The 22,730-nt window shown below is 73.4% G+C and carries 20 protein-coding genes; 10 read left to right on the top strand and 10 right to left on the bottom strand.

The window, feature by feature from the left end:
* Nucleotides 1-30 precede the first annotated feature (30 nt).
* The gene (locus AC060K_RS04000; protein ID WP_483764165.1) at nt 31-441 is read left to right on the top strand and encodes a hypothetical protein; all 411 of its coding nucleotides are present in this window, start codon (nt 31-33) and stop codon (nt 439-441) included.
* A 6-nt stretch (nt 442-447) separates the two neighbouring features.
* On the opposite strand, the gene AC060K_RS03995 is transcribed toward AC060K_RS04000, so the two are convergent.
* On the bottom strand, nt 448-795 hold the full coding sequence (locus AC060K_RS03995; protein WP_483764164.1) for a hypothetical protein: 348 nt from the start codon (nt 793-795) through the stop codon (nt 448-450).
* Between the two features lie 76 nt (nt 796-871).
* Here AC060K_RS03995 and AC060K_RS03990 point away from each other — a divergent pair, with 76 nt between their 5' ends.
* Nucleotides 872-3,634: an FtsK/SpoIIIE family DNA translocase gene (locus AC060K_RS03990; protein WP_483764163.1), complete on the top strand. Its 2,763-nt coding sequence runs from the start codon at nt 872-874 to the stop codon at nt 3,632-3,634.
* Here AC060K_RS03990 and AC060K_RS03985 read toward each other — a convergent pair.
* Nucleotides 3,607-4,701: a CapA family protein gene (locus AC060K_RS03985; RefSeq protein WP_483764162.1), complete on the bottom strand. Its 1,095-nt coding sequence runs from the start codon at nt 4,699-4,701 to the stop codon at nt 3,607-3,609. The genes AC060K_RS03990 and AC060K_RS03985 overlap by 28 nt on opposite strands.
* Before the next feature lie 391 nt (nt 4,702-5,092).
* Between AC060K_RS03985 and pgsA the strand changes: the two genes are divergently transcribed.
* The 4 genes from pgsA (at nt 5,093) to AC060K_RS03965 (ending at nt 7,787) form a co-directional block, all read left to right on the top strand.
* Nucleotides 5,093-5,695, top strand: a complete 603-nt coding sequence (gene pgsA, locus AC060K_RS03980; protein WP_483764161.1) for a CDP-diacylglycerol--glycerol-3-phosphate 3-phosphatidyltransferase — start codon at nt 5,093-5,095, stop codon at nt 5,693-5,695.
* Nucleotides 5,692-6,174 (top strand): CinA family protein, encoded by a 483-nt coding sequence (locus tag AC060K_RS03975; RefSeq protein ID WP_483764160.1) that lies wholly within the window; start codon nt 5,692-5,694, stop codon nt 6,172-6,174. Before pgsA ends, AC060K_RS03975 begins: the two co-directional genes overlap by 4 nt.
* Before the next feature lie 267 nt (nt 6,175-6,441).
* Nucleotides 6,442-6,792 carry a helix-turn-helix domain-containing protein gene (locus tag AC060K_RS03970; protein WP_125775252.1) on the top strand — a complete coding sequence of 117 codons (351 nt, stop codon included), beginning with the start codon at nt 6,442-6,444 and terminating at the stop codon, nt 6,790-6,792.
* 179 nt (nt 6,793-6,971) lie between these two features.
* Complete coding sequence (locus AC060K_RS03965; protein WP_483764159.1) at nt 6,972-7,787, top strand: DUF998 domain-containing protein; 816 nt, start codon at nt 6,972-6,974, stop codon at nt 7,785-7,787.
* A 9-nt stretch (nt 7,788-7,796) separates the two neighbouring features.
* Here AC060K_RS03965 and AC060K_RS03960 read toward each other — a convergent pair whose 3' ends face one another.
* Nucleotides 7,797-8,597: a DNA-formamidopyrimidine glycosylase family protein gene (locus AC060K_RS03960; RefSeq protein WP_483764158.1), complete on the bottom strand. Its 801-nt coding sequence runs from the start codon at nt 8,595-8,597 to the stop codon at nt 7,797-7,799.
* Nucleotides 8,598-8,653: 56 nt separating this feature from the next.
* A complete protein-coding gene (locus tag AC060K_RS03955; protein WP_483764157.1) occupies nt 8,654-13,798 on the bottom strand; it encodes an Lhr family helicase in 5,145 nt (1,714 codons plus the stop codon).
* Between the two features lie 40 nt (nt 13,799-13,838).
* On the opposite strand from AC060K_RS03955, the gene AC060K_RS03950 reads away from it, so the two are divergent.
* From AC060K_RS03950 to AC060K_RS03940, 3 genes are all read left to right on the top strand, one after another.
* Nucleotides 13,839-14,072, top strand: coding sequence for a DUF3046 domain-containing protein (locus tag AC060K_RS03950; protein ID WP_483764156.1), 234 nt, complete (start codon nt 13,839-13,841; stop codon nt 14,070-14,072).
* 211 nt (nt 14,073-14,283) lie between these two features.
* Nucleotides 14,284-15,477 carry a recombinase RecA gene (recA, locus tag AC060K_RS03945; RefSeq protein ID WP_483764155.1) on the top strand — a complete coding sequence of 398 codons (1,194 nt, stop codon included), beginning with the start codon at nt 14,284-14,286 and terminating at the stop codon, nt 15,475-15,477.
* Nucleotides 15,478-15,512: 35 nt separating this feature from the next.
* Nucleotides 15,513-16,136: a regulatory protein RecX gene (locus AC060K_RS03940; protein ID WP_483764154.1), complete on the top strand. Its 624-nt coding sequence runs from the start codon at nt 15,513-15,515 to the stop codon at nt 16,134-16,136.
* A gap of 138 nt (nt 16,137-16,274) precedes the next feature.
* On the opposite strand, the gene AC060K_RS03935 is transcribed toward AC060K_RS03940, so the two are convergent.
* The 4 genes from AC060K_RS03935 to AC060K_RS03920 all read right to left on the bottom strand — a co-directional run bounded on the left by AC060K_RS03935 (nt 16,275) and on the right by AC060K_RS03920 (nt 19,596).
* Nucleotides 16,275-17,150 carry an amino acid ABC transporter permease gene (locus tag AC060K_RS03935; RefSeq protein WP_483764153.1) on the bottom strand — a complete coding sequence of 292 codons (876 nt, stop codon included), beginning with the start codon at nt 17,148-17,150 and terminating at the stop codon, nt 16,275-16,277.
* Entirely contained in the window at nt 17,147-17,836 is a 690-nt protein-coding gene (locus AC060K_RS03930) for an amino acid ABC transporter permease (RefSeq protein ID WP_483764317.1), read from the bottom strand. The genes AC060K_RS03935 and AC060K_RS03930 overlap by 4 nt, the downstream gene beginning before the upstream one ends.
* A gap of 121 nt (nt 17,837-17,957) precedes the next feature.
* Nucleotides 17,958-18,815, bottom strand: coding sequence for a glutamate ABC transporter substrate-binding protein (locus AC060K_RS03925; protein ID WP_483764152.1), 858 nt, complete (start codon nt 18,813-18,815; stop codon nt 17,958-17,960).
* Between the two features lie 52 nt (nt 18,816-18,867).
* Nucleotides 18,868-19,596 (bottom strand): amino acid ABC transporter ATP-binding protein, encoded by a 729-nt coding sequence (locus AC060K_RS03920; RefSeq protein WP_483764316.1) that lies wholly within the window; start codon nt 19,594-19,596, stop codon nt 18,868-18,870.
* A 216-nt stretch (nt 19,597-19,812) separates the two neighbouring features.
* On the opposite strand from AC060K_RS03920, the gene miaB reads away from it, so the two are divergent.
* Complete coding sequence (gene miaB, locus AC060K_RS03915) at nt 19,813-21,447, top strand: tRNA (N6-isopentenyl adenosine(37)-C2)-methylthiotransferase MiaB (protein ID WP_483764151.1); 1,635 nt, start codon at nt 19,813-19,815, stop codon at nt 21,445-21,447.
* Between the two features lie 2 nt (nt 21,448-21,449).
* On the opposite strand, the gene AC060K_RS03910 is transcribed toward miaB, so the two are convergent.
* Entirely contained in the window at nt 21,450-22,058 is a 609-nt protein-coding gene (locus tag AC060K_RS03910) for a type III secretion system chaperone family protein (RefSeq protein ID WP_483764150.1), read from the bottom strand.
* Entirely contained in the window at nt 22,055-22,660 is a 606-nt protein-coding gene (locus tag AC060K_RS03905; RefSeq protein WP_483764149.1) for a type III secretion system chaperone family protein, read from the bottom strand. Before AC060K_RS03905 ends, AC060K_RS03910 begins: the two co-directional genes overlap by 4 nt.
* Nucleotides 22,661-22,730 lie beyond the last annotated feature (70 nt).

The raw sequence follows: 22,730 nt of genomic DNA, 5'->3' as shown, positions 1-22,730 counted from the left end.
GTGCCGGGGGACCGGCCGAGAGGAGACACCGTGCTCGAGCTGACCGACGCCGCCCGCATCACCGCGGGCGTCGTGCTGCTGACCGTCGTGGGGATCGAGTCGGGCGGTTGGTTCCTGCTCAAGGTGGTGCGCGGCGACGTGCCCGCCACGGACTTCCAGAAGGCGTTCTATCGCGCTGGGCACGCGCACGCGGGTGTGCTCGTCATCCTCGGGCTCGTGTGCCTGCTGCTCGCGGAAGCCACGGACCTGACCGGGTTCTGGCGCTGGCTCGCGGGGACGGGCGTCCTCGTCGCCGCGATCCTGCTCCCCGCCGGGTTCTTCTTCTCGGCGATGGGAGCCGGCCGCACCCGGCCGGGGCGCGCCGCGGTGCTCTTCCCGGTCGGGGCGACTGTCCTCGCGGCGGGGGTGGTGACGCTCGGCCTGGGCCTGCTCGTGGCCTGACCCCGATCAGTCGAAGACCGCGGCGACGCCCCGCCCGACCAGCACGAAGAAGCGGCCGACGAGGACCACGAGCTGGGTCATGGCAGACAGCGCCTCCAGGACGTGGAAGACCTCGAAGACGTTGTCGACGGACTCGCGCGCGCGGGGTGTCATCGCCTTGAACAGCGCCCAGGCCAGCACCCCGCAGAGCACGGCCGCTCCGGCGGTCAGGCCTGTCGCGGCCCAGGTCGTCCGGCCGGCGAAGGTCAGGACGGCCATCACGACAGCCACGACAGGCAGCGCCATGGCGCCGATGGCCACGGGGACGAAGGCGACGGCCGCGAAGAACCGGGAGACCGCGACGAGGATGCGCACGAGGGAATGCTAGAGGAGGACACACCGGGCGGGCCTCCGGCGTTCGGCGAGGGGGCGCCGGTACGGTGAGGGCATCATGGCGACCCGCACGACCGCACCGCGCGCGACCAAGCAGACCGGTGGGAAGCGTTCCCCGAGCAGCCGGACGTCCCGTCCGGCTGCCCGGCAGACCGCCCCCGCACCGTCCGGGCCCCCGTGGCCGGTCCGCGCGGTGCGCGGCGCCTGGCTGGGCGTCGCGCACGCCGTCGGCGGAGCCACCCGGACGATCAGCCGAGGAGCCCAGGACCTGGACCCGGAGCACCGCAGGGACGGCATCGCGTTCTTCCTCCTCGGGCTCGCGGTGGTGGTCGCCGCGCGCGAGTGGTGGGGGATCCAGGGCGCCTTCGGCGACGGTGTGCACGCCGTCGTGGCGGGGACGCTCGGCCTCGCGGGCGTGGCGCTACCGGTGCTGTTCGTCTGGCTCGCGGTGCGCCTCATGCGGCACCCCGAGCGCACGCAGGCGAACGGTCGGGTCACCATCGGGGTCACCCTGCTGACCGTCGCGGTGTGCGCGCTGGTCCACGTGGCGAACGGCCTGCCCAACCTGGCGGAGGGGTTCGAGGGGGTCCGTGGGGCGGGCGGCGTGATCGGCTACCTGACGGCGACGCCGGTGGTCGCCGGCCTCACCGAGTGGTTCGCCGTGCCCCTCTTCGTGCTGCTGGGCTTTTTCGCGCTGCTCGTCGTCACCGCCACGCCGGTGCACCGCATCCCCGAGCGCCTGCGCGGCGTCTACGACCGGCTCACGGGCAACCACCGGCCGGAGGAAGAGCTCGACGCCGACGGCCTGCCCCTGGCCGACGGCGTGTCCCGGCACGACGGCACGGACCCGGTCCGTACCGCCTCGCGCACGGGCCGCAAGCGGCAGACGCGCGCCGAGAAGGAGGCGGAGCGCGCCGAGCGGGCCGCCCTCGAGGCGTTCGCCGGCGACGAGGCGTTCGAGAAGGCGGCGCTCCTGGAGCGGGAGCTCGCCGAGAGCGCGGCCCGCGGCGACAAGGCCACCACGCAGGTCATCCCGCTCGGGGCGGGCTCGGGACCGGTTCCCACCACCTCCTCGGCTGCCGGGGCGGGCGGGCCGGGAGCGGGAGGCGCGCGACCGGCGTCGGGCCCCCGGCTGCCGCAGGAGACCACCGCGGTGCCGCGGGGCGTCCAGCCCATGCTCGAGGGCGACACGGTGTACGTGCTGCCCGACGAGGGCCTGCTGGTGCAGGGCCCGCCGCACAAGACGCGGTCCGCGGCGAACGACCGGGTGGTCGAGGCGCTCACCGGCGTGTTCCAGCAGTTCGAGGTCGACGCGAGCGTCACCGGCTTCACGCGCGGCCCCACCGTCACCCGTTATGAGGTCGAGGTCGGCGCCAAGACGAAGGTCGAGCGCATCACGTCCCTCGCGAACAACATCGCGTACGCGGTGGCGAGCGCGGACGTGCGCATCCTTTCGCCCATCCCGGGCAAGTCGGCGATCGGCATCGAGATCCCGAACGCCGACCGCGAGACGGTGGTGCTGGGCGACGTGCTGCGGTCGTCCGCGGCGCGACGCACCGAGCACCCCATGGTCATGGGCGTGGGCAAGGACGTCGAGGGCGGCTACGTCGTGGCGAACCTCGCCAAGATGCCGCACATCCTCGTGGCGGGCGCCACCGGCGCGGGCAAGTCGAGCTTCATCAACTCGCTCATCACGTCGATCCTGATGCGGTCCACGCCCGAGCAGGTGCGGCTCGTGCTCGTGGACCCCAAGCGGGTGGAGCTCACGATCTACGAGGGCATCCCGCACCTCATCACGCCCATCATCACCAACCCCAAGAAGGCTGCCGAGGCCCTCGACTGGGTGGTGCGCGAGATGGACGCCCGCTACGACGACCTCGCGGCGTTCGGCTACAAGCACGTCGACGACTTCAACGCCGCCGTGCGGTCGGGCAAGGTGAAGCCGCTGCCCGGGTCGGAGCGCAAGATCGCCCCCTACCCGTACCTGCTGATCGTGGTGGACGAGCTCGCCGACCTCATGATGGTGGCCCCGCGCGACGTGGAGGCCTCCATCCAGCGGATCACCCAGCTCGCCCGCGCGGCCGGCATCCACCTGGTGCTCGCGACCCAGCGCCCGTCGGTCGACGTCGTCACCGGCCTCATCAAGGCCAACGTGCCGTCGAGGCTCGCGTTCGCCACGTCGTCCCTGGCCGACTCCCGCGTGGTGCTCGACCAGCCCGGCGCCGAGAAGCTCATCGGCCAGGGCGACGCGCTCTTCCTGCCCATGGGCGCGGCCAAGCCCATGCGCGTGCAGGGCGCCTGGGTCACGGAGTCCGAGGTGCACGCGGTCGTGGAGCACGTGAAGGCGCAGCTCAAGCCCACGTACCGCCCCGACGTGACGGTCGCGACCACCAAGAAGCAGATCGACGACGACATCGGCGACGACCTCGACCTGCTCCTCCAGGCGGCGGAGCTCGTGGTCACCACGCAGTTCGGCTCCACGTCGATGCTGCAGCGCAAGCTGCGGGTCGGCTTCGCCAAGGCGGGCCGCCTCATGGACCTGCTGGAGTCGCGCGAGATCGTGGGCCCGTCCGAGGGCTCGAAGGCGCGCGACGTGATGGTGCGGCCCGAGGACCTGCCGGCGGCGCTCGCGATGATCCGTGGCGACGGCCCGCAGCTCTTCGACCAGTCGGAGGGGTCCGACGGCGGGTCGGACGGTGCGGCGGGCATGGCGCAGGACGCCTCGGCGGACGGGCCCGGGGACCCGTACGCAGACGGGACCGAGGGCCACCTGCCACCCGCCGCGAAGGACTACTACGACGACGCGGACGACCTGCGCTGACCCGCTTCCCGGACCACCCGGTCAGGGGCGCCGTACCACCGTCGGCGCGTCCCCGGTCGGCGCCGGGGAGTCACGAGCTCCGGCGCCTGCGGGCCGGCGGCCGCGCGTACCAGGTCCAGACGCTCGCGCAGCTGCCCCTCGGACAGACGGCCTGCCGCGGGGTCGGCCAGGGCGTCGGCGATCGTGCGGAGCCGGTGCCCTGCCGCAAGGTCCACGGTGGTGGCGGTCCAGCCCACCTCGGTCACCCGGGCGGGGCCGCGCGGGTCCTGGGTGACGGTGGCGGTGAGCAGGAGCCCGGTGGCGGAGGACAGGCCGCAGCAGGCGGGGCCCTGGTTCGAGAGCAGGTTGCCCAGCCCGTAGGCCACCCACAGGCCTGACCCGTCCGGCCCGCCGGGCAGCAGCTCGACCGGCTGGGGCACGTGCGCGTGATGCCCCAGGAGCAGGTCCACCTGGCCCGACGCCGCCAGCCGGGCGGCGACGTCACGTTGCTGGCCGGTGGGTTCGCGGGTGTACTCGGTGCCGTCGTGCACGCTCACGACCACCAGGTCGGCCCCGGCGGCGCGCGCGGCGGCCGCCTGGGCGACGACCCGGTCGACGTCGATCAGGTCCACCGCCCAGGGCGCCTCGGCGGGCATGGGCAGGCCGTTGAGGCCGTAGGTGACGGCCAGGTGCGCGACGGTGAGCGTGCGCCCTCGGCGGCGCAGGTCGTAGAGCTGCGGCAGAGACTGCTCCTCGGCCGTCCGGGCCGTCCCCGCGTGGCCCATCCCCGCCGCGTCGAGCACGTCGAGGGTGGTCGCCACGCCCCGGAAGCCCCGGTCGACCGCGTGGTTCGACGCGGTGGAGCAACCGTCCCAGCCCTGCTCCCGCAGGTCGCCGACGAGCTCGGGCGGCGCCCCGAACATCGGGTAGCCGGTGGCGGCCGACCCCGGCGGTGCCACGGGCACCTCCAGGTGGCACAGCGCGAGGTCGGCCCCGGCCACCCACGCGTCGATCCCGGCGAGGAGCGGCGAGTAGTCCAGCGGCCCGCCGCGCGAGGCCGAGGCGTTGACCGGGAGGTGGGGGAGCACGTCCCCTGCGGCCAGGATCGTGAAGGTCGCGGGCCGCTCCGTGGGGTCCGGTGGCGTCTCCGCGGGGGCAGGGGCGGCCGGAGGGGGGGACCGGCTGCGCCGACGTCGTGGCGGGTGAGGTGGCTGACGGGGTTCCCGACGGAGGAGCCGCGGTGACGGGAGAGGCGACCTCCGGCGTCGGCCCGGGGGCGTGGCCCGGGGTGCCGCCCGGCCACGCGAGCGCGACGAGGACGGCCAGCGAGGCCGCCGCGCCGTTGCGTGCCCGTCGACGGGAATGTCCGAGTTCACCCACTTTTCAAGCGTAGCCCCGTCCGGAGGCCCGTCCGCCAGGACGGTGATCCGGCACGGGTGGAGGTGAGGGTGAATCCCTCGGCGCGGATAGGCTGGGGACATGGTCAACCCCCCGCCGTCCCCGTGGAACATCGCGAACGCGGTCACGATGGTGCGCATCGCGCTGGTCCCGGTGTTCGCCTGGGCGCTCCTCGCCGAGGGTGGCGACGACGTCACCTGGCGGCTCGTCGCCACGGGCATCTTCGTGGTCGCCGCCCTGAGCGACAAGGTGGACGGCTATCTCGCCCGGAGCCGCGGGCTCATCACCGACCTCGGCAAGCTGCTCGACCCCATCGCCGACAAGCTCCTCGTCGGCGCGGCGCTGGTGCTGCTCTGGGTGCCGCTGGGCGAGCTGCCGTGGTGGGTGCCCGTGGTCATCCTGGCCCGGGAGCTCGGCATCACGGTGATGCGCATGGCGGTGCTCAAGTACGCCGTCATGCCGGCGTCCCGCGGCGGCAAGCTCAAGACGGTGCTGCAGGCCGTGGCGATCTCCGGCTTCCTGCTGCCGCGCGAGGACCTGCCGTGGCTCACCGTCGTGTCGTGGATCATCATGGGCGCCGCCGTCGCGGTGACGGTGGTGACGGGGGCCGAGTACGCCTACCAGGGCTGGCGGCTGCGGCGCGACGCCAAGCGCGCCGCGGCAGTCGCCGGGACCGTGGCGTGACCGCGGCCGAGCTCCTGGGGGCCGCCGGTGCCCGGGGCTGGACCGTGGGCGTGGCGGAGTCGCTGACGGGCGGCCTTGTCACCGCGACCCTGGTGTCGGTACCCGGGGCGTCGTCGGTGCTGCGCGGCGGCGTCGTCGCCTACGCGACCGACCTGAAGGCCGGGCTGCTGGGCGTCGACGCCGACCTGCTCAACCAGTACGGGGCGGTGGACCCGCGGGTCGCCGCGCAGATGGCGACGGGCGTTCGCGTGGCGACCGGGGCCGACGTCGGCCTCGCGACCACCGGCGTGGCGGGACCCGACCCGCAGGACGGCAAGGAGCCAGGCCTCGTCTACGTCGCAGTCAGCACTCCCGACGCCGAAGAGGTGCGCAGGCTCACGCTCGGGGGTGGGCGCGGGGAGGTGATCGGCGCGGCGGCCCGCGGGGTGCTGGAGCTCGCGCTCGAGGTGCTCGGCGCAACGGAAGTTACAGTTGGGTGAATCTTCTTGGTCAATTCTTGCATAGGCCTTGACTTAGGGCAGTTCGGGAACAAGGCTCGTTCTACTGGCGTTGGACGCGATGTGATTGCCAACAGGCCCACGGGTCGTACCGGACGCCAGTACTCTCCGGGTGCGGGGTACGGTAGGACGACCGCCGTAGCACGCGGGGGTCGTACCACTGGACGCAAGGCCCGCACTTCGGCACCGGCCCGCCCGGCCGGTCCGGACGCGGTGGGGAACGGGACAGGCACGGGAAGGGGGCGCGAGATGGTCGTACTGCGACGAGAGATCGGTGACGTGCTGCGTGATGCGCGGCAGCGTCAGGGACGCACCCTGCGCGAGGTGTCTTCGGCGGCACGCGTGTCCCTGGGGTATCTGAGCGAGGTGGAACGCGGGCAGAAGGAGGCATCCTCGGAGCTTCTGGCGTCGATCTGCGACGCGCTCGACGTCCCCATGTCGTTGGTTCTCCGCGAGGTGAGCGACCGGATCGCGGTCGCCGAGGGATTCCAGATCCCCGACACCATCCCCGCGGACTTCGTCTCCGGGCTGCTGGCCCGCGGCGACCGCGCCGGGCTGCGGCGAGAGACAGAACGAGCCGACCTGGCACCGGTCGGCTGATCCCGGCTCACTGAGCCGCACACGAGCTACGGCGGGCGTTCCACCCCAGGGTGGGGCGCCCGCCGCTCCTGTGTCCGGGATCAGGGGACCACCCGGCCAGGTTCGGGGGTGGCCCCTACTGAGAAGTGGGGGGCGCACCCGATTCCGCTCTGGGCGAGTTGTCCGCCACCATGGTCCCCATGCCTGCCGCCCTGTCCGACCCCGTCAGTCCCACCGACCCCGCCGCAGGCCTGCCTGCGGCCTCCTCCGCCGGCCCGGCGGTGCCGTCCCCGGGGCTCCTGGCGCCGTCCGAAGGGCTCCTGGCGCCCCCGGCGGACGCCCGGAACGCCACGATCGTGGGCCGGGTGGGCGCGGCCGCGCTGGTCCCCATGGTGGCCGCCCACGTGGTCGGTGCGGGCGTCGTCGACCCGGTCGTGGACCCGATCAGCTGGTACGCCTTCGTGCCGTGGGGCGGCGAGCTGATCCTGGCGGGAGGGCTGCTCCTCGCGTTCCTCGGCCTGGTCCTCACGGTCCGCATGTACCGGACGGGCCTCGCATCCGGCCCCGTCCCCGCCGCCGCCATGGTGGTGTACGCGGTCGCGATGGTCCTGGTGGGCGTGTTCCCGACGGACCCGCCGGAGATGGGGGCGACCCTGTCGGCCACGATCCACCGGGTCAGCGCGGCGACGGCCTTCGTGGTCCTGCCGCTCGTCGGCCTCAGCCTGGCGCGCACGATCACCCGGCCGCTCACGCCGTACCCCCGCCTCCTGCGGAGCTCCGCCTACGTCCTCGGTGCCCTGGTGGGAGCCTTCCTGGCGATCCACCTGCCGCTGGCCATGGTGGGCTCCGGGATCGTCGCCTTCGGGCTCCTCGAGCGGATCGGGTTCGTCATCATGATCGGCTTCCTGTTCCTCATCGGGGCGACGATCGACGGCGAGGCGCCGGGCGTCACCACGGCCGAGGTCGGCCACGACCCGCGGGCCGCCGCGGAGGTAGGGGTGCAGCCCGCGAGGTAGGGCCTCCTGTCACGGCGGGGCCTGGCAGGACGGGCACCAGAACACCGGCCGCTCGAACGGCTTCTCGTTCGCGACGCCCACCGCGACCGGGGTACCGCACCGGCGGCACGGGCTGCGCAGCCGGCCGTGGACGTGGTGCCGCACGCCCTGCATGCCCTGCGTGCGGGCCACCGCGACGCTCCGGAGCATGAGGCGGTGGGCGGTGACGAGCAGGGCGCGGCGCTCTGGTTCGGCGAGGTCGCCGGCCGGGGTCCACGGCCAGAGCCGCCGCGCGAACAGCGCCTCGGCCATCCAGATGGTGCCCATCCCCGCCACCGTGCGCTGGTCGAGGAGCACGTCGCAGACCGGCCGGAGCGGGTCGCGTACGAGGCGCCGGGCGGCCTCGGTCACGCCCGGCGGGTGACCCTCCACGAACTCCGGGTCCATCACGTCGGGCCCGAGGCCCTCGACGAGTCGCCCCTCGTCGCGGGTCCGGACGAGGTCCATCATCCCCAGGTGCCAGCCGACGCAGGTCCATCGCTCGGTGGCGAGGACCGCACGTACGGCCGGGTTCCGCCCGGCGGCCTCCCGCGTCCCGGTGCGGTGCACGCGCCAGTAGCCCTCCATGCGGAGGTGGGTGTGGAGGGTGCGGCCGTCGTCGAGGCGCGTGAAGAGGTGCTTGCCGTACGCGGTGGTCCCGGTGGCCGTCGCGCCCACCAGGTGCGCGCCGCCCACGCTCGGCCACCGCAGCTCGGCCCGGACGAGAGGCCCCCCGGCCAGCGCCGCGGTCAGCCGCTCGGCGGTCAGGCGGAGGACGTCACCCTCAGGCATGGCCAGGGCGCACGACGGCGGAGGTGGTCACCTTCCGAGCCTACGGCGCCGCTCCGTCAGCGGAGCCGGAGACCGCGCGGGGTGACACCGAATCCTGCCGCGACCAGTGCGGCAGCGGTCGCCGCCGCCCCCGGCACGCCCCGGTCGCTGGTCCGGCCGGTGGCGTCCAGGACGGGCACGCCGTCGACCCGCTGCACGAGGACCTTGCCGAGCCGCCCCGCACGGACGGCTTCGGAGACCGCGGACGCCGCTGCGGCCAGGGCGGGTCCGGCGTGCCCGAACGACAGCACGCTGCGCCCGCCCCGCTCCACGTACAGCACGAGGTCGCCGTCGACGAGCACCACGACGGCTCCGGCCTTGCGGCCGGGCCGGTGGCCGTCGGACCCGGATGCTGCCGCGCTGGATGCCGCCGCGGCCGGGGCGCTCGCGTCCGCTGGTGCGGCCGTCGGCGTACCCCTGGCGGCCCCGGCCCCCGAGGCCGACGTGGGCGGCCACGCCAGCGCCGCGCCGTAGGGGTTGGCCGGGTCGAGCGCGGCGAGCACGACGGTGCCCCGGCCCGGGGCAGCGGGAGTGGCCGCCGGGCCGCCTGAGGCGGCCGGGTCGGCGGCTGCTGCCGCCTCGATCGCCCGGGTGCGGTCCTGGGCGTCGAGCCGGAGCCGGTCGACGGCCCCGGGGAGCGCGAACTGGGAACCGCCGAGGTGCTCCACGAAGTACCCCCGTCGTACGGCTCCGCGCTCCTCCAGCTCGGACAGCACCCGGTAGACGTCACGGAAGCCGCCCGTGACCCCTTCGGCGGCCGCCGCCGTGCGGGTGAGCACGCCGTGCCGGTCGAGCAGCACCTGGGCGAGCGCGTGCGCGCGCAGCGTCGGGTTGGACTCCCGGACCGGCAGCGCCGACCAGCGCCCGCCGCCGCCCAGCAGAGGGCTGGACGCCCCACCCCCGACGGCGAGCGCGGACGCCGGTCGCCCCGGGGCGAGCGCGAACCGGGACCGCCGCACCGGCCGGGCGCGCCCCGGTGCGCGAGGTGCGCGGTGCGCGCCACCGCCCACACCGAGCCGCTCCCGCAGCGCACCCAGCCCGTCGTTGGAGACCCAGCCCGCCCAGACGAGGTCCCACAGCGCGTCGAGCACCGCGTCCGACGGCGCCCCGACCAGCTCGGCGACCCGCGGCAGGAAGAACCCGCCGGAGCCGGTGAGCAGGTCGAGGACGGCCCGGTGCAGGTCGGAGTCGACGGGACCGCCCTCCTCGACCGGTTCCTGGTTGGGCAGCGTCAGCGGCGCCGAGTCGGCGAGGTGCAGGGAGACCAGCCCGTCGCCGCCGCCCGACCCGGGCAGCCGCTGGTGGCCGCACCACAGCACCTCGCCGGCGACGGTGAGCTCGTCCAGGAGGGCGGGGGAGTAGTCCGCGACCCGGGCGGGGAGCACCAGGGTCTCCAGGGCGGAGGCGGGCACCGCCGCGCCGGCGAGCTGCTCGATCGCCTGCAGCAGGCCGTCCGCCCCCCGGAGTGCGGCCGATCCCACGCCCACCCCCTGCCAGCGCGGCAGGAAGACGCCCAGGGCCTCGGGCTCGACCGGCTCCACCTCCGCCCGCAGGGCGGCCAGCGACCGCCGCCGCAGGATCCGCAGGACCCCGGGATCGCACCACTCGTCGCCGACGCCGCCGAGGGAGTCGGGCCGCAGCCGCCCGCGGACGAGCACGCCCGACGCCTCGAGCCGAGCGAGGGCGTGGGACACCACGGCGATGCCGAGACCGAACCGCCTCGCCACGTCGGCCGCCGGGAAGGGGCCGTGGGTGCGGGCGTGGCGCCGGAGGAGGTCGCCCAGCGGGTCCGGGACGGGCTCCGTGAACGTCTCCGGCACCCCGGTGGGCAGAGCGACGCCCAGGGCGTCGCGGAGACGCCCGGCGTCCTCGACCACGGCCCACTGCTCGGCCCCGGCGACTCGCACGCGGAGCACCCGGCGCGACCGCTCCAGCTCCGCGAGCCAGGCCACCGCGTCGGCGTCCTCGACCGACCGGGCCGCCAGCGCCTCGGCCGGGTGCGGCCCCGTGCGGCGCAGCAGGTCCCAGAGCCCTTCCGCGTTCCGGGCCCGCCGGTCGGGTGCGAGGCCCTGCAGCTCCGCCTCGGTGCGCTGCACAGCCTCCGGGTCCAGGAGGTCGGCGAGGTCCGCGGCGCCCTGGTCGCCGAGCAGCTCCGCCAGCAGCTCCGGGTCGAGCGACAGCGCCGCCGCCCGCCGCTCGGCGAGCGGGGCGTCGCCGTCGTACAGGAACTGGGCCGTGTAGCCGAACAGCAGGGCCTGGGCGAACGGCGACGGCGACGGGGTGGTCACCTCCACGACGCGGACCGCACCGGACGACACCTCACGCATCAGGTCCGCCAGGGCCGCCACGTCGAAGTCGTCCTGCAGGCACTCGCGTGCCGCCTCCAGCACGATCGGGAACTCGGGGTACTGGGACGCGACCTCGAGGAGCTGGGCGGACCGCTGCCGTTGCTGCCACAGCGGCTGCCGCCGGTCCGGACGCCGGCGGGGCAGCAGGAGAGCCCGCGCCGCAGCCTCCCGAAACCGGGCGGCGAACATCACCGAGCCGCCCAGCTCGTCGCGCACCGCGGTGAGCACCTCGTCCGGGTCCAGCAGCAGGTCCTCCAGCGTCACGCTGCCCGCGGCGTGCCCGGCCGCCCCGTCAGGTGACGCCGGGATGCCGTCGCCCCCGCCGAGCGGCACCGCGAACGGGTCCTCCCACGAGGCGCCCGTGTCTGGGAGGCGCAGGACGATCCCGTCGTCCGCGTGCATCGCCGCCACGTCCACGCCGTACCGCTCCCGCAGCCGCGCGGCGATCACCAGAGCCCACGGGGCATGCACCCGGGCGCCCAGCGGCGAGTGGACCACCACGCGCCAGTCGCCCAGCTCGTCCCGGAACCGCTCCACCACCACCGTCCGGTCGTCGGGCACCCGGCCCGTCGCCGTCCGCTGCTCCGCCAGGTACGTCGCGAGGTTCTCCGCCGCCCACTCGTCGAGCCCCGCGGCCCGGAGGCGCTCGCGGCCCGCCGCCTCGTCCGCCGCCAGCACGGCGTCGGTCTCCCGCACGAACGCACCCACCGCGCGGCCCAGCTCGGCGGGCCGGCCCGGCTGGTCGCCCTTCCAGAACGGGAGCCGGCCGGGGAGCCCGGGCGCAGGGGTGACGAGCACGCGGTCGGGAGTGATGTCCTCGATGCGCCACGTGCTCGAGCCCAGGGTGAACGTGTCGCCCACGCGGGACTCGTAGACCATCTCCTCGTCCAGCTCGCCCACCCGCTTGCCCCCGCGGAGGCGGCCCCCGCCCGGGGTCACGTCGCCGACCGGGCCCGACGCGTCGCCGTCGGGCACCGGGTCTCCGGCCAGGAAGACGCCGAACTGGCCACGGTCGGGGATGGTGCCACCGCTCGTGGCCGCGAGGCGCAGCGCGCCCGGGCGGCCGTGGAGCGTGCCGGTGGTGCGGTCCCAGGTGATGCGGGCGCGCAGCTCGGCGAAGTCCTCGCTCGGGTAGCGGCCCGCCAGCATGTCGAGCACCGCCCGCCACGTGCCGTCGCCCAGCCCGCTGAACGGGCCTGCACGCCGGACGAGGGCCAGCAGGTCGGCCTCCTCCCAGTCGTCGACCGCGAGGGCGGCCACGACCTGCTGGGCCAGCACGTCGAGCGGGTTGGCGGGCACCCGCAGGTGCTCGATCGACCCGTCGCGCATCCGCTGGGCGATGACCGTCGCGGGCACGAGGTCGCCCCGGAACATGGGGAACACCACGCCCTTGGAGACCGCGCCCACCTGGTGGCCCGCGCGGCCGATGCGCTGCAGCCCGCTCGCCACCGACGGCGGCGCGCCGACCTGGACCACGAGGTCCACCGCCCCCATGTCGATCCCGAGCTCGAGCGACGACGTCGCCACGACGGCGGGGAGGCGGCCCTCCTTGAGCTCGTTCTCCGTACGGGTGCGCTCGGCACGGCTCATGGAGCCGTGGTGCGCCCTGGCGAGCACCGTGCTGCCCGGCTCCTGCGCGGGCACTGCCTCGGGAAGGCCGTGCCCGCCGTCCGAGCGGGTCTGTACGCCGTCCGGGACGTCGCGCGCGGGCGGGCCCGTCACGCCTGCCGACGTGCCGGACTGTCCGGGGACGAGCGCCGCCCAGGACCCGCTCGGGTCGGGCAGGTCGACGCCCTGCCGGAGCGCCCAGACCTCGTTCATGCGGGCGGTCAGGCGCTCCGCGCCCCGGCGGGAGTTCGTGAAGACGAGGGTCGAGGTGTGGTCGGCCACCAGGTCGACCACGCGCTCCTCCACGTGCGGCCATACCGAGGCGCGGCGCAGGGGGCTGGTCGGCGCGCCGGAGAGGTCGGGAAAGCCCGCCTCGTCGTCGCCCGTGACCGGATCGCCTGCGCCCCGGACCGCGGAAGGGCCCTCCGGGGTGGCCGCCCCCAGGTCGGCAAGGTCGGGGACCGGCACCACCACGGAGATGTCCCACCGCTTGGTGGCGGGCGGCTGCACCACCGTGACCGGACGGCCGCCCAGGTGCGGCGGGCGGTGACCGCCCAGGAACTCGGCCACCGCCTCCACCGGCCGCACCGTGGCCGAGAGGCCGATGCGCTGGGCCGGGCGCTCCAGCAGCTCGTCCAGCCGCTCCAGGCTCAGGGCGAGGTGGGCGCCGCGCTTGGTGCCCGCCACCGCGTGGATCTCGTCCACGATCACCGTCTCCACCCCGGCCAGGCCTGCCCGCGCCTGCGAGGTGAGCACCAGGAAGAGCGACTCCGGCGTGGTGATCAGGATGTCCGTGGGGCGGGTGGCAAACGCGCGCCGCTCGCTCGCCGGCGTGTCTCCCGTGCGGGAGCCCACCGTCACGTCCTGCACCTCGAGGCCGTCCCGTGCAGCCGCCTGCCGGATGCCGGCCAACGGGGAGCGCAGGTTGCGCTGCACGTCCGCCGCCAGCGCCTTCAGGGGGGAGACGTACAGGACGCGGCACCGGCGCTCGCGGGCAGGCGCAGGCTGGGTGGTGAGCCCGTCGAGGGCCCAGAGGAACGCGGCCAGCGTCTTGCCCGAGCCGGTGGGCGCCACGACCAGGGCGTGGTCGCCGCGCGCCACCGCGTCCCACGCGCCGCGCTGGGCGGCCGTGGGCTCGGGGAACGCGCCGGTGAACCACGCGCGGGTGGCGGGCCCGAACCGGTCGAGCGGATCGCTGGAGGGCATGGGCTCATTCTGTCCGCCGCCACCGACATAGGCTGAGCCAGTGCGCTATCGCGAGTTCTGGCTGCTGGTCGACGAGGTCTTCGGGCCTGCCTACGGGCGCACCCTGACGCGCGAGCTGGTGGTCCCGAGGCTCGGGCACCGCACGCCGGAGCAGGCGCTCGAGGAGGGCGTCGAGCCGCGCGACGTGTGGCACGCGCTGTGCGACGCGCTCGACGTGCCCGACGACCAGCGCTGGGGCAAGGACAAGCACCGGCAGGCCCCGCCGCGTCGGTGAAACCTCCCGGGACATGCCGGTGTGTCTGGCTTGCATCGAACAAGCGTTCGCCTAGACTCTGACCACAGGCACGGATTTCGGAACTCTGTCGACAGGCAGGGGCCGGAGAAGGCGTTCGTGTCAGTGGCTCGGCGTACGGTCGGCAACGACGTCACAGAGCCCTCCATCACGGCGCGCACAGGCCGCGCCCCAGAACGCAAAGGTGAGCGACATGCCCGCACCGGCAGACCGCGAGAAGGCCCTCGAAGCGGCCCTCGCACAGATCGACCGCAACTTCGGCAAGGGCTCTGTCATGCGCCTCGGTGACGAGACGCGCGCGCCCGTCGAGGTGATCCCGACCGGCTCGATCGCTCTCGACATCGCGCTGGGCATCGGTGGCCTGCCGCGTGGTCGCGTCATCGAGATCTACGGCCCGGAGTCCTCCGGAAAGACCACGGTGGCGCTGCACGCCGTCGCCAGCGCCCAGCGCGCCGGTGGCATCGCGGCGTTCATCGACGCCGAGCACGCCCTCGACCCGGAGTACGCCAAGAAGCTCGGGGTGGACACGGACGCCCTCCTGGTGTCGCAGCCTGACACTGGCGAGCAGGCGCTCGAGATCACCGACATGCTCATCCGTTCCGGCGCTCTCGACATCATCGTCATCGACTCCGTCGCGGCCCTGGTGCCCAAGGCCGAGATCGAGGGCGAGATGGGTGACAGCCACGTGGGTCTGCAGGCCCGCCTCATGTCCCAGGCGCTGCGCAAGCTCACGGGCGCGCTGAGCTCGACCGGCACCACCGCGATCTTCATCAACCAGCTCCGCGAGAAGATCGGCGTGTTCTTCGGTTCGCCGGAGACCACGACCGGTGGCAAGGCGCTCAAGTTCTACGCCTCGGTGCGTATGGACATCCGCCGCATCGAGACCCTCAAGGAGGGCACGGACGCGGTGGGCAACCGCACCCGCGTCAAGGTCGTCAAGAACAAGATGGCCCCTCCCTTCAAGCAGGCGGAGTTCGACATCCTGTACGGGGTGGGCATCTCACGCGAGGGTGGCCTCATCGACATGGGCGTGGAGCACGGCTTCGTGCGCAAGTCCGGCTCGTGGTTCACCTACGACGGGGACCAGCTGGGTCAGGGCAAGGAGAACGCGCGGTCGTTCCTGCGCGACAACCCGGACCTCGCCGCCGAGCTCGAGAAGCGCATCAAGGAGAAGCTCGGCGTGGGCGCCCGGGTGGACGCGCCGGCGGAGGGTGCACCCGCCACCCCGGGCGCAGGTGCCCCCGCGGTGACGCCGGCCACCGACGCCGCAGCCACAGGTACGGTCGCGGCCACCAGCCCGACAGGCAAGACGGCCGCCACCGCCAAGGCGACCGCCACGCGCTCGCGTGCCAAGGCCCCGGCCAAGGCCGAGTCGGCGCCGTTCTGACGGTGCACTACGGTGGGCGCACGCCCGGTCCCGGCGTGGGGAAGCGTCGGGGCCGGGCGGACACCGGACCAAGCGGCGAAGGCGGCGGCGAGCGGCGCGAGCGCGCCCCCCGCAAGACGGTCGCGGAACAGCTCGACGAGGGTGCGATCACGCTCGACGAGGCGACGGAGCGGGCCCGCGAGACCTTGCTGCGCATCCTGACCGCCGCCCCGAAGTCACGGCGCGAGCTCGAGCAGAACCTGGCCCGCAAGGGCTACCCGGAGCACGTCGTCACGCCGGTCCTGGACCGCTTCGGCGAGGTGGGCCTGGTCGACGACGTGTCGTACGCCGGCACGATCGTCCGCACGAGGCACTCGGAGAAGGGCATGGCGCGACGTGCGATCGCCTCGGAGCTGAAGCGCCGCGGCATCGACGAGGACGTAGCGTCCGACGCGCTGGACCAGCTCGATCCCGACGACGAGCGGGAGGCGGGCGCCCGGCTGGCCACGAAGCTGGTGGGGCGTACCCGTGGGCTCGAGCGGGACGCCCGGGTGCGCCGGGCGGTCGGGGCGCTGGCCCGCAAAGGCTACTCGCCTGGGCTTGCGTTCGAGCTCGTCCGTGAGGCGCTGGCAGCCGAGGGCGAGGAGACCGACGACCTCGAGGTCGCGGGCCTGGACTGACGCGCCATGGACGGCGCCTCGATCGACAGCACCCCGATCGACACCACCTCGATCGACAGCACGGAGGGCCTGTCTCTACCAGAGACGGGCCCTCCGTGCTCGTCGCGCACCCGGCGCGGGAGCGCCCGGCCGAGCGGCTCAGCGCACCGCCGGCGTGGCCGGGGCGGCGAGCGGGTTCCCGATCCCTGCACCGGCGGCCGTGCGGCCGGAGGTGCGGCTGGACAGCGCCCGCGAGAGCCACTGCGCCAGGACCGACAGCCCGTAGTTGAGCAGGATGAACACGACCGCGGCGACCGTCAGGGTCTGCAGCGGGTTCTGCTCGCCGGACGCGAGAACCTGCGCGGCGCGCAGCAGCTCCGGGTAGGTGATGATCTGCCCCAGCGCGGAGTCCTTCAGCACCACGACGAGCTGCGACACGAGCGCCGGCAGCATCGCGACGAGGGCCTGCGGGAGCTGGACGGAGCGCAGCACCTGTCCGCGGTCGAGACCGATCGCGAGCCCGGCCTCGCCCTGTCCCCGGGGGAGGTTCCGCACGCCGGAGCGCACCAGCTCGGCGATGACCGACCCGTTGTAGAGCACCAGTGCGATCACCACGGCGGTGAAGGGCCTGTCGTCGATCCACGGCAGCTGCCGCGAGAACAGCAGCCACAGGAAGATCATCATGAGCAGCACCGGCACGGCGCGGAAGAACTCGACGACGATGCCCGACAGGACGCGGACCACGGGGTTGTGCGCGAGCCGGCCCATGCCGAAGAGGATGCCGAACGCGATGGCGCCGACGGTCGCGAACGCCGCGGCCCGCAGCGTGTTGATCAGTCCCGGGAGGTAGTAGTGCTGCCAGGCCCGGGCGTCGAGTGCGGCGACCCACAGGTCGGCGTCGAGCTGGCCCCTGGTGTTGAGCACGGAGAGCACCCACGCGATCAGCCCGAGGGCCCCGACCGCGCCGATGATGTTGCCGACGAGGATGTTCCGGCGGGCGCGCGGCCCGGGAGCGTCGAACAGCACGGAGGTCATCGCTTCACCGCCAGTCGGTCGGACAGCCAGGTGGTCGCCAGGCCGATGGGGATCACCAGGATCACGTACCCGATCGCGAAGATGAAGAAGATCGCGTACAGGTGGTTGGGGCTGAACTCGATCATGACCTTCATCGTGGAGGCGGTCTCCGTGGCCACGGACCCGGCCGCAGCCACCGTGGAGTTCTTGAGCAGCGCGATGAGCGTGTTGCCGAGCGGCGCCACCGACCCGCGGAACGCCTGCGGCAGGATGACGAGCCGCGCCGCCGCGAGGAAGGGCAGCCCGATCGCCCGCGCCGCCTCGGCCTGGCCCACCGGCACGGTGTTCACGCCGGACCGGATGGCCTCGCAGACGAACGCCGCGTGGTAGACGGCGAGGCCCACGACGGCGAGCCAGAAGAAGTTGGCGTTGAAGTCCGGGGCCAGCGTCACGGTGAGCTGGGTCCAGACCACGAGGACCATGAACGTGATGATGATGGTGAGGGGCGTGTTGCGGAAGATCGTCACGTACGACGTCCCGGTCAGCCGCAGCGACGCGACGGGCGAGATCCGCATCAGCGCCAGGAGCGTGCCGAGGCCCAGGGCGATCAGGCCGGCCCAGAACGTCAGCTGGATGTTGACCCAGAACGCGCCGATCACGTCATAACGGGAGAACAGCTCCGTGAATCCGGCCAGGTAGTCGTCCACGGTCACCTTTCGAGGGAAGAGCGGTCGCGCGCCGGGCGCAGGGGCCCGGCCGGGCTGCCCGACGCCGGGCTGTCACCTCCTGGGAGGAGGTGACAGCCCGGCGCGGGTCGTCACGGGAAGGTCAGGCGCAGGCGTCCGGCGTCGGCGGGTTGAGGTCCGCGTTCGGGGTGTAGCCGGTGCCCTCGGTGTTCTTCGAGACGAGCTCCTCCCAGGTGCCGTCCTCGATCATCTTGGTGATGGCCTCGTTGATCGCCTCACACTGGTCGCTGTCCTTGGGCAGGCCCACGCCGTACTTCTCCTCGGAGAACGGGTTGCCCACGACCTTGAGCTTGCCGGCGTTGGCCTCGGTGGCCGCGAGGCCGGCGAGGATGATGTCGTCGGTGGTGACGGCATCGACCTGGCCGGCGACGAGCGCGGTGACGCACTCGGCGTAGCCGGGGCGCTCGAGGAGGTTCACGCCGGCGGCGTAGTTGTCCTTGATCTTCTGCGCCGACGTGGAGCCGGTGACGGAGCAGAGGTTCTTGCCCTCGAGGGACTCAGGACCCGTGATGTCCGTGTTGTCCACCGAGACGAGGAGGTCCTGGCCGGCGATGAAGTACGGCCCGGCGAAGCTGATGACCTCCTTGCGGGCGTCCGTGATGGAGTACGTCGCGAAGATCATGTCGACGTCGCCGTTCTGCAGCATCGTCTCGCGGTTCGCCGAGATGGACTCGACGAACTCGATCTGGTCCTCGCCGTAGCCGAGCTCGCCCGCGACATAGCGCGCGACGTCGACGTCGAAGCCGGTGAACTCGGCGCCGTCCTGGTAGCCGAGGCCGGGCTGGTCGAACTTGATGCCGATCTTGATGGTCTCGGTGCTGCCGCCGCCGTCGGTCGCGCCGTCGGTGGGCTCGCCGCCGACCTCGGCACCGCCGCAGGCGGAGAGTGCCAGTGCGGAGGCTGCCGCGAGGGCCAGCATCCGGGTGGTGTGCTTGCGCATGAGTTCCCCTTCGATGTGCGTACTGCTCGGTGGAATCAGTGGGTCGTGAAGGTCAGTGGGTGAGGATCTTCGACAGGAAGTCGCGGGCCCGGTCGCTCTTGGGCGCCGTGAAGAACTCCTCCGGGTGGGCCTGCTCGACGAGCAGCCCGTCCGCCATGAAGACGACGCGGTCCGCGGCCTTGCGGGCGAAGCCCATCTCGTGGGTGACGACGATCATGGTCATCCCCTCGCGGGCGAGTGCCACCATCACGTCGAGGACCTCGTTGACCATCTCGGGGTCCAGGGCCGACGTGGGCTCGTCGAACAGCATGACCTTGGGGTTCATCGCCAGGGCTCGCGCGATCGCGACGCGCTGCTGCTGGCCGCCCGACAGCTGCGCCGGCATCTTGTGCGCCTGGTTGCCGACGCCGACCCGGTCGAGGAGCTTCTTCGCCTGCTCCTCGGCGTCCTTCTTGGACAGCCCGCGAACCTTGCGGGGACCCAGGGTCACGTTGTCCAGGACGGTCTTGTGGGCAAAGAGGTTGAACGACTGGAACACCATGCCGACGTCGGCCCGCAGCCTCGCCAGGCCCTTGCCCTCGGCGGGCAGCGGCTGGCCGTCGATGGAGATGGTGCCGCCGTCGATGGTCTCCAGCCGGTTGATCGCCCGGCAGAGCGTCGACTTGCCGGAGCCCGACGGCCCGATCACGACCAGCACCTCGCCCTTGCGGACGGTCAGGTCGATGTCGCGCAGCACGTGGAGCGCACCGAAGTGCTTGTTCACCCCGGTGAGCTCCACCAGGGGCTCGCCGAGCTCGCGGGTCGCGGTCGCGGTGGCCGACGCCGGAGCGTCGGTCACGCTGTCCGGCTGCGGTTCGTCCGTGGTCGCCTCGTGGTCCATCCCATGAACCTAACGACCGGATGTTTCGAGGGCCAACGTGGGCGGTCATCCAGGCACAACGTTTCGGTAACAGATGCCCGGATTATGCCTGGCCAGAGGCCCCGTAGAATTGCTCCGATGTCCGCTCCCACGCTCTCGCCCCAGACCACGCCCCAGGACGCGACCGAGCCCGAGGCGGAGCGCACCTACCTGGTGCGCACGCTCGGCTGCCAGATGAACGTGCACGACTCCGAGCACATGGCCGGCATGCTCGAGCAGGCGGGGTACACACGCGCGTCCAAGGAGGACGAGGCGGCGAACAGCGCGGACGTCGTGGTGATCAACACGTGCGCGGTGCGCGAGAACGCGGCCACCCGCCTGTACGGCAACCTGGGCCAGCTCGCGAGCATCAAGGCGCGGCGGCCCGGCATGCAGATCGCCGTGGGTGGCTGCCTGGCGCAGAAGGACCGCGGCGACATCGTGGCGAAGGCGCCCTGGGTCGACGTCGTGTTCGGCACCCACAACCTCGACGCCCTGCCGGTGCTGCTGGAGCGGGCCCGGCACAACGAGGCGGCGCAGGTCGAGATCGCGGAGTCGCTGCAGGTCTTCCCGTCCACGCTGCCGACCAAGCGCGAGAGCGTCTACGCCGGCTGGGTCAGCATCAGCGTGGGCTGCAACAACACCTGCACCTTCTGCATCGTGCCGCACCTGCGCGGCAAGGAGCGTGACCGCCGTCCGGGCGAGATCCTCGCCGAGGTGGAGGCGCTCGTGGCGGCGGGCGCCATCGAGGTGACGCTGCTCGGCCAGAACGTGAACTCCTACGGCGTCGAGTTCGGCGACCGCGGGGCGTTCGCCAAGCTGCTGCGGGCCTGCGGGCGGATCGAGGGCCTGGAGCGCGTGCGCTTCACGTCGCCGCACCCGGCGGCCTTCACCGACGACGTCATCGCCGCCATGGCCGAGACGCCCAACGTGATGCCGCAGCTCCACATGCCGCTGCAGTCCGGGTCCGACCGCGTGCTGCGCGTGATGCGCCGCTCCTACCGGTCCGACAAGTTCCTCGGCATCCTCGACCGCGTGCGCGCCGCCATGCCGGACGCGTCGATCACCACCGACATCATCGTCGGCTTCCCGGGCGAGACCGAGGAGGACTTCCTCGAGACCATGCGGGTCGTGGAGGCGTCGCGGTTCAGCTCGGCGTTCATCTTCCAGTACTCGCAGCGACCTGGCACCCCCGCCGCGACCATGGAGGGCCAGCTCCCCAAGGAGGTCGTCCAGGAGCGGTTCGAGCGCCTGCTCGCCCTCCAGGAACGCATCTCGGGCGAGGAGTCGGCGCTGCAGGTCGGGCGCTCGCTGGAGGTCCTCGTCGCCGAGGGCACCGGACGCAAGGACGGCGCCACGCACCGGCTCTCCGGCCGTGCGGCCGACAACCGCCTGGTGCACTTCGCGGTCCCGGCCCGGCCCGGCGAGGGGGCCGGCTCGCTCCCGGAGCAGCCGGTGTCGCTCGACGACCCGCGCCTCGCCGACGTGGTGCCGGCGGACGTGCCGCGCCCGGGCGACGTCGTGACGGTCACCGTGACGTCGTCGGCCCCGCACTTCCTCGTGTCGGACTCGGCGCTGACCGGCGCCTTCGCCGTGCGACGCACCCGGTCGGGCGACGCGTGGGCCGCACGCGAGAAGGCGCGCCTGGGCGGCGGGGACGACGACCACGGGCACGGCCACGGCGCCACCGCCCCGGGCCCGGTCGTGCTGGGCCTGCCGACAGTGCGCCGCTGACCTTACTTCGGGTCGTCGCCCGACGGGTCGTCGTGCCCGTCCAGGTCCGGCTCGTCGTCCTCGAGCGACGTGTCCGACGGCGCGAGCGAGGCGACCGTCGAGAAGAACTGGCTCGCCGTCACCAGGCCGCACGACACCGTCTGCGCGAGCTGGTCGTCCGTGGCGCCGTGCTCGAAGTCGACGGACACCTCGGCGTACAGAGCCAGCCCGCTCGCCTCCTCGCGCGTGTAGACCTTGGGCCAGATGCGCTCGCGGTTCCAGTCGTTCGCGGCCTGCAGCACCGCGAGCCGTGACTCGGGCGGCAGCGTGCCCGCCCAGCGCCCCCGCACCTGCAGGATCTCGTCGTGCTCGCCGAGCAGCAGGAACCAGAACCGGTTGCCGTCCCAGGTGCCCGTGACGTCGCCGTCGTCGTCGATCCGGAAGCGGTAGCCGCGGCGCGCGAGGTCGTCGCCCACGCGCTGCGTCGTCAGCGCCCGGGGGCGCTCGATGTCGGCGCCGGTGAGCGTGCGCGTCCGCCCCGCGAGGGGCGCGCGGCGCTGGACAGGGAGCCGCGGGTTCAGGAGACGGGCGAGCCAGCCGCCGCGTCCCTGCCCGTCACGCTGCGGGCTCACGGGGCCGCCCTCAGCGGGTCGGGGTACGTCTCGTCCAGGTGCTCGAAGAACATGGAGCCCGTGGTGAGCCCGCACTGGAGCAGCTGGTCGAGCTGGTCGTCGGTGACGCCGTGCTCAAGATCCACCGTGACCTCCGTGTACACGAGCACCGCGCCGTTGTCGCGGACCCGGACGTACGTCTTGGGCCAGATGCGCTCGGCGTTCCACTCGTTGCACAGCTCGAGGATCTCCTCGAGGCGCTCGATGGTCAGGTCGCGGTGCCACTGGCCGCGCACCTGCAGGACCTCGCTGCCGTCCCCGACGATGAGGAAGTAGAACAGCCAGCCGTGCCACAGCCCGCCGACGTCACCCTCGGAGTCCACGAAGTAGCTGAACCCGTTGTCGGACAGCCACTCCACGACCCGTTCGCGCGTCAGCGGCGTGGGGATGGTCGACGGATCGTCCATCCCGCCCGTCAGCTCGCGCAGGAGAACACCCTCGACCTGGGCACGGAGCTCGTCATCGTCGAGGTCCCGGCGCGGGCCGCCGGGAGCCTGCGGGCTGTTGCCCGCCCGGTCGCCGTCGTCCGCCGAATCCCGGCGGCGTGACCCGAAGAACCTCACTCGCCCACAGTACCCGCACGGTGCCCCAGGAACCTAAGGTCACGCGTTCAGCGAACGCGGGCGGCCGATG

The sequence above is a fragment of the Antribacter sp. NEAU-D49 genome (assembly GCF_057158775.1).
This window is presented reverse-complemented; position numbering and strand designations above follow the sequence as displayed.